Source organism: Kordia algicida OT-1 (genome assembly GCF_000154725.1).
Lineage (GTDB): Bacteria > Bacteroidota > Bacteroidia > Flavobacteriales > Flavobacteriaceae > Kordia > Kordia algicida.
In genome coordinates this window covers 281431-294320 of the sequence record NZ_DS544873.1, presented here as the reverse complement: position 1 = coordinate 294320, position 12890 = coordinate 281431, and the positions used below count along the sequence as shown (strand labels likewise).

Below are 12890 nucleotides of genomic sequence, written 5' to 3'. Positions count from 1 at the left end.
GAATGCCTAAATTTACAAAATTATAATCGCTATTTTATCGCAATGAAAAAAATCCTGATACTTTTAACTTTTTCGCTATTTTTTGTGAGTTGTGAACAGACGACAGAAAATAAAACTACTACAATTGTTGAAGGCAATTTGGCTTCCGCCGAAAAGACAGCAAAGCAATTTCCTAAGATTGAACCCAACCGTTATAATGTTGGTTTCCTAATTATGGATGGCGTTTTTAATACAGAATTGACAGCACCTTTTGATATTTTTCAACACACCATTTTCCGTGAGAATATTAAAGCGATGAATGTTTTTACCGTAGCAAATACCGACGAAGCTGTAACAACTTTTGAAGGCATGCGCATTCTACCTGATTTTAATTATGTAAAAGATAGTTTGCCTAAGATTGATATTTTGGTTGTGCCAAGTGCTGAACACCATTTGGATACGGATTTAGAAGACGAAAAGATGATCGCTTTTGTGCAAAAAGTTGCGAAAGATGCTGAGTTTGTGACTTCTCATTGTGATGGTGCTTTTGTGTTAGCCAAAGCAGGATTGTTGGACGATGTAGCTTCTACCACATTTCCGAGTGATATTGCGAAGATGCGCGAAATGTTTCCACAATTAGATATTAGAGAAAATACGTTGTTTGTACACGATGGAAAATACATTACTTCTGCTGGTGGTGCCAAAAGTTTTGAAGCCGCTTTGTATTTGTGCGAACATTTATACGGAAAAGAAATTGCAGAAAGTCTCGCTGGCGGACTGGTGATTGATTGGACATTAGATGGCTATCCACACACTATTATCAAAAAATAATTTTATGATTGAAGACGAATTAAAAGACAATTCACAACGTAGTAAAGACATAACGATGGTTTTTATTACGGCAATTTGTATTGATGCAATTTCAATACTACTGTTGATTTTTCAGAGTTACAAACTAAAAAATTTCACAAATACAGAAGACGAAATGGCAATCATTGAATTGCTTGATATTTTTGTTCCTATTTCAGGAATTGCACAATTTGTTATATTTATTGTTGCAGTGATTTTCTTTCTTCGTTGGTTTACCAGAGCTTATGAAAACCTTATCATCAAGAATCAAAAGACAGATTACAGCAAAGCTGGTTCTGCATGGGGATTTTTTATTCCAATCGTAAGTTTGTATCGTCCAATTACTACTGCAAAAGAAATTTATTTAAAAACACAATACGCCATCAAAGGGTACAATTCTAATTTTAAGGTAGATACGGACACTTCATTTATTGTAATTTGGTGGATTGTTTATATTGTAAATGGTATTTTCGCGAATTATGTTTCTAGAAAACAAGTAAATGCATTTGATATTGATTCTTTTGTAGAATCTAATGGATATTTAATTGTTTCAGATATTATCAATATTATCACACTTGTATTGGTGTTGTATGTGATTCATAAAATTACAAAAGTGGAGACCGTTTTGAGAGAAACGAATGAATCTGTCTCTGAAATTGACGAAATTGGGAAAACGGTAGTTTATTAATTATTTCTAGTTTAATTAATACCCATTAAAATCAGGAATCCAAGGATTGTCTGCAAGTTTGTTTTCATCAATTTTGGTCAAATCTCGTCTCGGATCAAGCATTAACTGTGTTGGCATTCCGTTAAATTCTACCATTAAATTTGCTTTGATAATTGGATTTACCAAACCGCGTTCTACGTATAACTTGTCGCTGATATATTTTGCCAAATGAGGAAACGTATATGGATCTTCTACCATATGCATGAATTGATTTTTGGTCACAAACGAAGTTCCATCCAAATTATAGGTTTGAGACGTTTTACGATCGGTTAATGACATTGTAAATTGTGTCACGTTTCTGGATTGCATTTTCATTCGCCAAGAAAATTTTTGTGCAATTCCAGTCCATTCAGGATTTGAAGTAAGGAAAAAATGTCTTAATGGAAATAAAAGTTGAAAGAGTACAAATATGCTTAGACAAGTTATCGTGAGCATTTTGAATTTTGGAGTCGTTTCTTGTGTAGCATCTTCTTTATTTTCTGCGGTAGCTTTTTTACCAAAGATAGAATCAATATAGTTTCCAATTTTTGCACTGTCAAAATATACAATCGTCACACAAATCATGAAAAATGGAAAGATTCCGATGTCATTGAACAAGATAGAATTGTTCGTATAGCTAAATATTATCACGAGAATTACGCCATATATTCGTGTTCTTTTGTTGAGTAAGATGAACGCGATACTTAAATCAAACAACAATCCGCCGTATTTGATTAAAGTGATTAAAGTTTCTTTTGGAAACAAGTTGGTTAGCAAACTGCTTTGCGCTTGATCGATGGTGTAACTTATCAAATTACTATCTAACCAATTGGGAGATAATTTTGTAATTCCTCCATAAAAATATACGATCGAAATTAAGAAAATAAGAATATTTTGATTCCATGCAGGAACAAACTTTGACAACGTTTTTTTAGAAAATTTAGCACGAAGACTGTACTTTTTATCTGCGCTGATAAAAATCATCACGAAAGCAATTAATGAAATCAAATAGATGTGATTGTTGTATAACGTTTTATCTACAAACGAAAAGTATGAAAATCCTAAGAAGAAAAATATCATGGCGTATCTGTAGAGAAATCCGAGCGCAATGAATATCGCCGAGATCAATAATCCTACGTGAATGGCCTTGAGAATTCCTAATGAAAATGGCTTTAAAAACTCTAAACCTTCATACGGAAATAATACTTCCGGACCGTAAATAAACTGAAACGTATAATCTATTTCATAGTAATATATCATTTGATAAACCATGAATAATCCAAAAATAATTCGGAAAAGCGAAACGATGGAAACATCTGTAGGTTTGAATATTTTTGCGTAAATATACTTCATGTCGGTCGGTGTTGTTGTCCGCCTAAAATACAATTTTCCGCAAAAGCGTGCTCAAAATCAGAAAGAAATTCTTGATATTTTATTCAAAAGCAGCAAGCTCTTATTCCTATAATTATGAAGTTTAGAAAAATTTCACAAAAAACTAATTGCAAACTTTACATTGTTTTTTGTCCTTGACTTCGCCCGTAAGGAAACCTTTGTCGTTCAGTTTGTAATCGCAACACTCCATGTAGCCTTGTACAATGAGTCTTCGACCGCGTTGTATTTGCGATTTTACCGTTGCCAATGGAAGTTTTAATTGTGCAGCAATTTCCGCTTGTTTCAAACCTTTGATGTCTGATAATAACAACGGATTTCTGTATTTTTTAGGTAAATTTTTAATAATTCCAGGCAAACAATCTTTTTCTGAATGCGTGTAACTTTCCTCGCTGATAATAGTTTCTTCCTGTTCCAAAGGAACTTCTTTATTTGACTTCCGATAGTAATCTAAAACAGTATTCCTACTCACACTTAACAGCCAAGATTTTACTTTTCGTTCGTCTTTAACCGTTGTAAGTTTTGTATGTACTTTGATGAATACTTCTTGCACCAAATCGTCTGTAATTTGAGCATCTTTTACTTTACTCATTATCAAACGCTTTACATCGTCAGCATACATTTCCCAAACTTCCGTTGTAGTCATGTTTCTTTTTTTAAAAAAGTTGCCTTAGAAAGATAAAAAATACTTTTAAATTTATACAACTTTCTAAGACAACCTTACGATTAATTAACAGTTACAATTTGTACAAGTACAGTTTTCACAAGTACATTGATTGCAGTTTCCACTTTTACAACTTGTACAATTACAGAGACAATTTTTATGATTTTCCATGATATTTTGTTTTAGAGTTCATTCAGTAGACGAAGAAGTGTCAAAAAAGATGCATTTGTTATGAAAAATATGTTTTTGATTGAAAATTATCGACAACATTAAACCAAATTCAACATTACTGACTTCTAATTATTGATTGTTTCTTTTTGCTTAATCGCTTTACGGTAACGCTGTAATTCTTGCTTTACTTTTGGTGCTAATAAATACAATCCAATCATATTTGGCACCAACATTGAAAAGACCATTGCATCCGCAAAATCTACCACAGCTTGCAAACTTGCTGCTGCTCCAATGATGACAAAAACACAAAAGATCGTTTTGTAAATGTATTCTGCTTTTTTACTTCTTCCAAATAAATATGACCATGCTTGATGTCCGTAATAAGACCAAGAAATCATGGAAGAAAATGCAAATAATATCACGGCAATCGTTAAGACATAAGGAAACCATGATATTCCACTTTCAAGCGCGTTTGATGTGAGAATTGCGCCTTGTTCAAAGGTTACTTCCGTTCCAACGGCAATTTGTCCAGTGATAATTAACACGAGTGCTGTCATCGTACAAACGACGACCGTATCAATAAAAGGTTCTAACAATGCTACCAAACCTTCGCTTGCGGCATATTTTGTTTTTACAGCAGAATGCGCAATAGACGATGAACCAATTCCTGCTTCATTGGAAAATGCTGCACGTTTAAATCCTTGAATCATCACACCAATAAATCCGCCTGCAACACCTTTGTAACTAAAAGCGCCATTGAAAATTTCTCCAAACGCGGCTGGAATGCTTTGGTAATTGATTCCGAGAATAATCAATATGGCAATGACATAAGTTGCTACCATTAATGGAACGACTTTGTCGGTAACTTTTGCAATCTTTTTGATGCCGCCAATAATGACAATTCCAACGAAAGTTGCCATGATGAATCCGAAAAGCCAACCTTTTCCATAAAACAGACTTTCCTCGCCACCTGTTACGTATTGAAACAATTGAAACGCTTGATTTACCTGAAACATGTTTCCTCCACCAAACGATCCGCCAATACACATAATTGCAAAGACAACTGCTAAAAATTTCCCGAAACGTTTCATGCCTTTTTCGCTTAAACCTTTGCTTAAATAATACATCGGTCCGCCAAAAATAACGCCATTTTCATCTACTTCTCGGTATTTGACGCCAAGTGTACATTCTACAAATTTGGACGCCATTCCCAAGAATCCAACAAGAATCATCCAAAAAGTTGCGCCAGGTCCACCAATTGATAAAGCAATAGCAACACCTGCAATATTTCCGAGCCCGACAGTTGCCGACAATGCTGCTGTGAGTGCTTGAAAATGCGAAACTTCTCCTGCTTCACCTTCTACACGAATAGTATCAGGATTATCGTTACTTGCTGTGGTATGAACCGATTCAGAAACCTCAACGTGGTGATTCGTTTCCAAATTGTCATAATCACCTTTTACAACTTTGATTGCTGTGAAAAATCCGCGAATATTGATGAGTTTAAAATAGATGGTGAAGTAACTTGCACCCAAAATCAATACAATTAAAACCCACGGAATTCCGACTTCATCAGTAATGGGAATTTCTGCAAAAATGGCATCGGTAAACCAACTTGTCGCATTTCTAAAATTTTCATTGATGCGCGCATCTAAGGTTTCTGAAGTTTCCTGAGCTACTGCAAAAATTGGCAATAACACGCTAATGAGTAGTAATTGTATTGATTTCATCTGTTCGTTTTTTGATGTTTACGAAGATGAAATTATGTACTGTATTACAAAAGGTTACGCAGTGCTGTTTTAAGTATTGTAATTGCTTAAGCATGTACTTAATCACATGCAATTGTAGCAAACTGAAGCAAATTATTTTCAGTAGCATACGCAATAAGTTGTTCTTTTCCGCCAGCTCCGCTAATGTTAAGGATTTTTTTGATTTGATAGATGTGCGCTTGAAAACCATCTACACTAATGTGCATGGCTTCGGCAATTTCTGTGTATGATTTTTTGCTTCCGCAGATTCCCAAGTTTGCCAACACCTCTTTTTGTCGATCAGATAGTTCTATTTTGGAAGCTTCTTGTAGTTTGGTAACTTTCTTTTCTTCTTGTTTAAGCTTTTTTGTTAAGGATTGAATGGTGTCAATATGACTTTCATTGGCAACAAGCAATTTTTCGTTTTCCATGTGTAAACGATTGCGTTCTGCTTCTAATACTACAAATTCTGAGTGTTGTTGTTCTTTTTCTGAAAGAAACTTCCAACTGTATAACAAGATTGAAAAGAGCAAAATAAAGATGAATTTAAACGAAAGTGCCGCAATGATTCCGATAAAACTCCAATCGGCAACGTTTATGTATTGGTCAACGAATGCATGCGGAATGATTCTGTGGGAAACGGCAATGACAATCAGCACGAACAACGAAAAACACGGCAAGTACATGAACTTCATATTTCGATTGATGAAAGCACTGTTTAATTCATATAGTAAAGCAAGCGCTACAACTAACGAAATTGGAATATCTATGAGCCAAATAAAACTACTACTGATGTCTTGATTGGTGTAAGAAGTGGCAATAAAGACAAAAGCAATCATAATGAAAATTCCGCTGAAAAGCATGACAAATTCTTTTACAGAAAAACGTTCAACAATGCGTACAATCATGTTGCGCTTTTTTTGGTGTTCTATGGAAGGTAATGATAGTAGAATGAATAGCGAATTGATTAGTGAAATGAAAACTCCCCAATAAATCAGCCATTTTGAACTTGCGGAAAAGCCAAAATATTTTGTCGAAATTAAGGTAATAAATGCTCCAATTCCCCAAACAAAAATTGCCAAACCAAACCATTTGATTCCGCTTATGGTATTGACATTTTGCTGTTTTCGTTCTTTGTCGTAAATCCGCTGAATGACAAACGCCGTGAGCAAGCAAACCAATGCAGTGACTGTAGATTCGATGTGCGCGTACATACTTTGTTATTGATTGATGTTTTAAAGGTAGGCAAAATAAAACAAGTTGAAAATGATGTTACTTTGTATCTTCTTCAAAAAGCTTCTTAAATTTTTTCTTTTGGTTGAATTTAGCAAATAGCGGCGCATTTTCAATAGCTTGAAAACGTTGCAATCCGAGTTTTTTTGCCTTTTTTAAATTCCGAATGGTATGTTTAAAATCGTTGTTTCGCGCATAACTTTGTGCTAGACGATAATACCAATATGCCTGATCGGGATTAAAATACACCAACAATTGATCGCAATACAAGGCATGTTTATACTTTTTTGCAGAAATATATCCCATAGAAGATTCGTATGCACCTGCAAACAACGTATATTTTAAGCGTTTGAGCATTTTTGCTCGGTGGCTAGTCTCAGCATTTGCAATATCTGAATCCAACCGTTTCAATTCTTTTCGCCACCACTGAAAATTATCATCACTTTTTGCCGCTAAGATATCGTTGGAATATACTTTGGAGAATTTCTCATACAATTCGTTTTCTAGCTTAATATTTGTTGCTCTTGCAGCTACTTCATTTTGATATTGCGGCGTTTTTTTGATAGCTCCCAATTTTTGCTGAGTTCCTTGCAGATCAAAATACGGTGTAAAGTTTTTCAAGATACTTTCATAAGCCAAAACAGACCGGAATTTGTTATGAATTGCTAGAGAATCTGCAATTTTATACTGCGACTCAAAGTACGATTGTACAAATTCTGAATTGACCGTTCGAATGTTTTTCTGATACGCTTGCAATTCCAACCAACCAAAAGCACGTTCAATTTGTTCGCTTGGCGGCCATTTGTGCGTGTCATTGTACACAAATAACTGATTCGCTACTTTAAACTTGTCCAACCACTTTTTGGTATTGAACATTTCCTGATAATTCATGTCTTCATCGCCAACCAAACCTACAAAAGAAAACATTTCTTTATGGGGCGTAAATGATTTATTGATTGCCAAACCTGCGCCACAAGCAATGACACCTTGCATTTTATTTGTCAATGCGGCAATTGCTGTTGCCAAACGCGATCCACCAGAAAATCCTGCGGCATAAATTTGTTTCTCATCTATGGAAAAGGTTGAAAAAATAGTAGCAAATAATCTATTTGCAGCTTCAAAATTTGTATCGTAAGGAACACCATTTTTTGTTGCATTAGAAGCAACTAATATGTAATTGAATCGTTCTGCGGAAGCGATAAAATTTTTCATCCCAAATGCTCCATTTCCGCTAGGATCAAAAATAAAAACAACTGCCGAAAGTTTGGTTTCGTCATACGATTGTGGCAAATACAACGCATACGTTTCTGTACTATTGCTCACAGCAAGTCCATTGAGAATTTTCCCTTTTTCAAAACGATTACTTTGCGAGAATCCGACAGCAATATAGAGGTTTAATATGAGGAGAAATACGATGCGCATGCAATTACTTTCTTTAAAGTTACAGAATTTCATAGAAGCATGCTGATTTTTAACATTTTGTGTTTTAAAAACAATTTGAGCTGTAAATTTGAAAAGTGCTTCCTATTCTCTACTTTTAAGATGAATTCTCAATCAATCTTAATTCCACCGAAAAATGAAAAAAACTTTTTTATACAGCTTCGCAATAATTTTATGCTTCTTAATTTCAAGTTGTAACAGTTACAAATCTACCAATACGCAAGACGAACTGAAAGCTTTGCAAACGTTAATGACAGGTTCTTTTGACAGTAGTGAGCAAGCTTCTGCTGACGACAGTTATTACAATATTTCACTACACATGTATCCTATTTGGACTTCCAAAGATGGATATTGGTTATATGTAGAACAAGCACTGAACAGCAATCAAGATAAGCCTTATCGCCAACGTGTGTATCAATTGGAAAAGCTAGCTAATGGTAAATTTTCAAGTAAAGTATATACCTTAGAGAATCCGAAAGAAGCAATTGGCAAGTGGAAAACTCCTGCGTATTTTGATCAATTTGATGTTTCTATGCTGAAAGAACGTGAAGGTTGTGCCGTAATTTTAGAAAAAAAAGGAGCATATTATTCAGGAAGTACTAACGAAAAAGATTGTAAAAGTACCATGCGCGGTGCTAGTTATGCAACTTCGGAAGTAACGATAAAACCGAATGTTATAGAAAGTTGGGATCGTGGTTTCAATGCTAAAGATGAACATGTTTGGGGCGCAGAAAAAGCTGGATATGTTTTTAAACGATTGAAATAAAAAAGTGCCACGCCACGTTGATTAAAACGTTTTGTGACACCCTAAGTTAGGTTATCAGACTACTAACTTTACTATAACTTTTAAAACGTACTGATAGAGACTTCTCTCCGCGAATACGGTTGCCCTGAGAAGTCTCTCGTATCAGTATTTTTATAGATTATAGTATTGTATTTATTGTGAAAATCTAATGTTAGAGTCATATCAAAAAAACAGTGTATGCTTTTCTGAATGTATTGGTTTTTGAATGAAAATCTTTCTAAGTAAAGTAATATAGACCTCATGTAATTTGCCCCTAATTTAGTTTTACGAGCATGAAAGTACTTCCTTTTATGTAAGTAGCTAAAAAAAAATGTATAAATCGACATGATTTATACATTTTTGGTAGTGTTTATTTTCTGTTTAGACGAAACTACATATTTCTTCGATATTGTCCACCAACTTCAAATAATGCTGACGTAATTTGACCTAACGAACAGACTTTACAAACATCCATCAAGGCTTCAAAGATGTTTTCATTATTGACTGCTTTTTGTTGTAAATCCAACAATAATTCTTTGGTGTCGTGTACCTTATGAAGATTATTTAATATCTTGATTTGATATTGTTTTTCTTCTTCCGTAGCACGAATAACTTCTTTTGGAATGACCGTTGGCGAACCTTTACTACTTAAGAATGTGTTGACTCCGATAATCGGGAATTGTCCGTTGTGTTTCAACGTTTCGTAGTATAAACTTTCTTCTTGAATTTTAGAACGTTGATACATGGTTTCCATCGCGCCTAATACGCCACCACGCTCTGTAATTCGGTCAAATTCCATCAATACAGCTTCTTCAACCAAATCGGTTAATTCTTCAATAATGAACGAACCTTGAATTGGATTTTCATTTTTTGCCAATCCTAATTCTTTGTTGATGATTAACTGAATTGCCATTGCTCTACGAACCGACTCTTCCGTTGGTGTCGTAATGGCTTCGTCATACGCGTTTGTATGCAGCGAATTACAGTTGTCATAGATTGCGTATAATGCCTGTAATGTGGTACGAATATCGTTAAAATCAATTTCTTGCGCATGCAAACTACGTCCTGATGTTTGAATGTGATATTTTAACATTTGTGCTCTGGCGTTTGCTCCGTATTTATGTTTTAAAGCTTTTGCCCAGATTTTACGTGCTACACGACCAATAACAGCATATTCAGGATCAATTCCGTTAGAGAAAAAGAACGACAAGTTTGGACCAAATTTATTGATGTCCATGCCTCTACTCAGATAGTATTCTACGTATGTGAAACCGTTTGATAAAGTTAATGCCAATTGTGTGATTGGATTTGCGCCTGCTTCCGCGATGTGATATCCAGAAATGGAAACCGAATAGAAATTACGTACATTGTTATTGATGAAATATTCTTGTACATCTCCCATTAATCGCAATGCGAATTCTGTAGAAAAGATACAGGTATTTTGCGCCTGATCTTCTTTTAAGATATCTGCCTGAACCGTTCCACGAACTTGTGCAATGGTTTTTATTTTGATGTCATTATAGATGTCTGCTGGCAACACTTGATCGCCTGTAACTCCTAAAAGCATTAATCCTAAACCATCGTTCCCTTCTGGCAAATCGCCATTGTATTGCGGACGTTCTTTTCCTTTGTAAATTTTAGCAATTTTAGCTTCAACTTCTTTTTCGAGTCCGTTTTCTTTAATGTAAATCTCACATTGCTGATCGATTGCGGCATTCATAAAAAACCCTAATAACATTGGTGCAGGACCATTAATTGTCATACTTACCGATGTCATTTTATCTGCTAAGTTGAACCCTGAATAGAGTTTTTTTGCATCATCTAAACAACAGATAGAAACTCCTGCATTTCCAATTTTACCATAAATGTCTGGTCGTAAATCTGGATCGTTTCCATAAAGCGTAACACTATCAAATGCGGTAGATAAGCGTTTTGCTGGCATTCCTGCACTTACGTAATGAAAACGTTTGTTGGTACGTTCTGGTCCACCTTCTCCGGCAAACATTCGCGCTGGATCTTCTCCTGTACGTTTAAACGGATATAATCCTGATGTATATGGAAATTCTCCTGGCACATTTTCTTGCAAACACCATTTTAAGATGTCGCCCCAAGCTTGATATTTTGGCAAGGCGACTTTTGGAATTTGCTGATGTGATAACGATTCGGTATGTGTATTAATTTTGATCTCTTTATCACGAACTTTAAACGTGTAGATCGGATTTTTATATTTGTTTACTTTTTCGTTCCAACCGTTGATGATTTCCCAGTTGTACGGATCCAAATTTAGCTTCACACGATCGAACTCTTTGAGTAACAATTTTACCAATTCGATGTCACTTTCGCTGTCCAATCGATCTAAAATAATGTTTTCGTCTAAGCCAGTTTTAGACATAAACGACCTTTCGACTTCGTGCGATTTTACATTAGAGATAGAACCGATTGTTTTGTAAATTCCGTATAGTTTTTGAGCAACTTCAACTTGTGCTTCCGCTTTTTTATCATAGGCTCTGTTATTTTCTGCAATTTCAGATAGATAGCGCGTTCTTGATGGTGGAATGACAAAGATTTTCTCGCTCATTTCGCTAGAAATTTTTGACGTAGATTGCAATTCTGCTTCCGTTTTTTCTACTAACTTATCCATCACTGCTTTGTACAAGGTATTCATTCCTGGATCGTTGAACTGTGAAGCAATTGTTCCATAAACTGGCAATTGATCTTGCGGAATATCCCATAGATTGTTGTTACGCATGTATTGCTTTTTTACATCGCGTAAGGCATCTAGCGAACCACGTTTGTCAAATTTGTTGATCGCAACTAAATCAGCAAAATCGAGCATGTCAATTTTTTCTAATTGTGTCGCTGCTCCAAATTCAGGCGTCATTACGTATAAAGCGACATCACTGTGTTCCATGATTTCTGTGTCCGATTGACCAATTCCAGATGTTTCTAGAATGATTAAATCGTATTCCGCAGCTTTTAATACTTGCACTGCTTCATTCACATATTTTGACAATGCCAAATTTGATTGACGCGTTGCCAAACTACGCATATATACTCTTGGTGAATTGATCGCGTTCATACGAATACGATCGCCCAATAAAGCACCGCCTGTTTTACGTTTTGAAGGATCAACTGAAATTAATCCGATGGTTTTTTCTGGAAAGTCTATTAAAAATCGGCGTACTAATTCGTCTACCAAACTCGATTTTCCTGCGCCACCAGTTCCGGTAATTCCTAATACAGGCGTTTTTGAGGTTTTATTTTTGATGTGAATCGTTTCTAATGCATCTTTGGCAACTTCTGGAAAGTTTTCTGCCGAAGAAATCACACGAGCAATCGCTTTTGGATTTTTTTCGTGTAGATGATTTACTTCTCCGTTTAAAGTATCGCCAATGGCAAAGTCCGATTTTTGAACCAAATCATTAATCATTCCTTGTAATCCCATTTCACGTCCATCGTCTGGCGAATAGATACGCGTGATTCCGTAGTCCATCAGTTCTTTGATTTCTTCTGGAAGAATTACGCCGCCGCCGCCGCCAAATATTTTAATGTGTCCCGCGCCTTTTTCTTGTAACAAATCGTACATGTATTTAAAGTACTCATTGTGTCCACCTTGATACGAAGTCATTGCAATGGCGTTTGCATCTTCTTGAATGGCTGTATTTACTACTTCTTCCACGCTTCTGTCATGACCTAAATGAATGACCTCAACTCCAGTTGATTGAATAATTCTTCGCATGATATTAATGGCTGCATCGTGTCCATCAAATAATGACGCTGCAGTTACGATTCGTACTTTATATTTTGGTTTGTAGGGTTGCGCTTGTTCCATATCTGTAATGAAGTATCTATTTTGAGGGTGCAATTTACGGAATATTCAAAAAAATATCATATTTATTATGAATTTTCTAACATCATTATAAGCAA

9 protein-coding genes are annotated in these 12890 nt (G+C 35.3%); 3 read left to right on the top strand and 6 right to left on the bottom strand.

Annotation, left to right across the window (positions count from 1 at the left end; genetic code table 11):
• Window positions 1-42: 42 nt before the first annotated feature.
• Window positions 43-810, top strand: a complete 768-nt coding sequence (locus KAOT1_RS01245; protein WP_007092848.1) for a DJ-1/PfpI family protein — start codon at window positions 43-45, stop codon at window positions 808-810.
• Window positions 811-814: 4 nt separating this feature from the next.
• Complete coding sequence (locus tag KAOT1_RS01240; RefSeq protein WP_007092847.1) at window positions 815-1516, top strand: DUF4328 domain-containing protein; 702 nt, start codon at window positions 815-817, stop codon at window positions 1514-1516.
• A gap of 15 nt (window positions 1517-1531) precedes the next feature.
• Here KAOT1_RS01240 and KAOT1_RS01235 read toward each other — a convergent pair whose 3' ends face one another.
• From KAOT1_RS01235 to KAOT1_RS01215, 5 genes are all read right to left on the bottom strand, one after another.
• Window positions 1532-2887, bottom strand: a complete 1356-nt coding sequence (locus KAOT1_RS01235; RefSeq protein WP_007092846.1) for an HTTM domain-containing protein — start codon at window positions 2885-2887, stop codon at window positions 1532-1534.
• Window positions 2888-3029: 142 nt separating this feature from the next.
• Entirely contained in the window at window positions 3030-3569 is a 540-nt protein-coding gene (locus KAOT1_RS01230; protein ID WP_007092845.1) for a sigma-70 family RNA polymerase sigma factor, read from the bottom strand.
• Window positions 3570-3883: 314 nt separating this feature from the next.
• Window positions 3884-5488: an alanine/glycine:cation symporter family protein gene (locus KAOT1_RS01225; protein WP_007092844.1), complete on the bottom strand. Its 1605-nt coding sequence runs from the start codon at window positions 5486-5488 to the stop codon at window positions 3884-3886.
• 98 nt (window positions 5489-5586) lie between these two features.
• Window positions 5587-6720: a helix-turn-helix domain-containing protein gene (locus tag KAOT1_RS01220; RefSeq protein WP_007092843.1), complete on the bottom strand. Its 1134-nt coding sequence runs from the start codon at window positions 6718-6720 to the stop codon at window positions 5587-5589.
• Between the two features lie 58 nt (window positions 6721-6778).
• The gene (locus KAOT1_RS01215; RefSeq protein ID WP_007092842.1) at window positions 6779-8161 is read right to left on the bottom strand and encodes a hypothetical protein; all 1383 of its coding nucleotides are present in this window, start codon (window positions 8159-8161) and stop codon (window positions 6779-6781) included.
• A 154-nt stretch (window positions 8162-8315) separates the two neighbouring features.
• Between KAOT1_RS01215 and KAOT1_RS01210 the strand changes: the two genes are divergently transcribed.
• Complete coding sequence (locus KAOT1_RS01210; RefSeq protein ID WP_007092841.1) at window positions 8316-8945, top strand: chromophore lyase CpcT/CpeT; 630 nt, start codon at window positions 8316-8318, stop codon at window positions 8943-8945.
• 409 nt (window positions 8946-9354) lie between these two features.
• Here KAOT1_RS01210 and KAOT1_RS01205 read toward each other — a convergent pair whose 3' ends face one another.
• Complete coding sequence (locus tag KAOT1_RS01205) at window positions 9355-12795, bottom strand: methylmalonyl-CoA mutase family protein (RefSeq protein ID WP_007092840.1); 3441 nt, start codon at window positions 12793-12795, stop codon at window positions 9355-9357.
• Between the last annotated feature and the right edge of the window lie 95 nt (window positions 12796-12890).

Excerpts from the sequence above, each read along its gene's own strand:
- KAOT1_RS01245 (WP_007092848.1), top strand. The coding sequence starts at position 43 with ATGAAAAAAATCCTGATACTTTTAACTTTTTCGCTATTTTTTGTGAGT.
- KAOT1_RS01235 (WP_007092846.1), bottom strand. The coding sequence starts at position 2,887 with ATGAAGTATATTTACGCAAAAATATTCAAACCTACAGATGTTTCCATC.
- KAOT1_RS01220 (WP_007092843.1), bottom strand. The coding sequence starts at position 6,720 with ATGTACGCGCACATCGAATCTACAGTCACTGCATTGGTTTGCTTGCTC.
- KAOT1_RS01240 (WP_007092847.1), top strand. The coding sequence starts at position 815 with ATGATTGAAGACGAATTAAAAGACAATTCACAACGTAGTAAAGACATA.
- KAOT1_RS01225 (WP_007092844.1), bottom strand. The coding sequence starts at position 5,488 with ATGAAATCAATACAATTACTACTCATTAGCGTGTTATTGCCAATTTTT.
- KAOT1_RS01215 (WP_007092842.1), bottom strand. The coding sequence starts at position 8,161 with ATGCGCATCGTATTTCTCCTCATATTAAACCTCTATATTGCTGTCGGA.
- KAOT1_RS01210 (WP_007092841.1), top strand. The coding sequence starts at position 8,316 with ATGAAAAAAACTTTTTTATACAGCTTCGCAATAATTTTATGCTTCTTA.
- KAOT1_RS01205 (WP_007092840.1), bottom strand. The coding sequence starts at position 12,795 with ATGGAACAAGCGCAACCCTACAAACCAAAATATAAAGTACGAATCGTA.
- KAOT1_RS01230 (WP_007092845.1), bottom strand. The coding sequence starts at position 3,569 with ATGACTACAACGGAAGTTTGGGAAATGTATGCTGACGATGTAAAGCGT.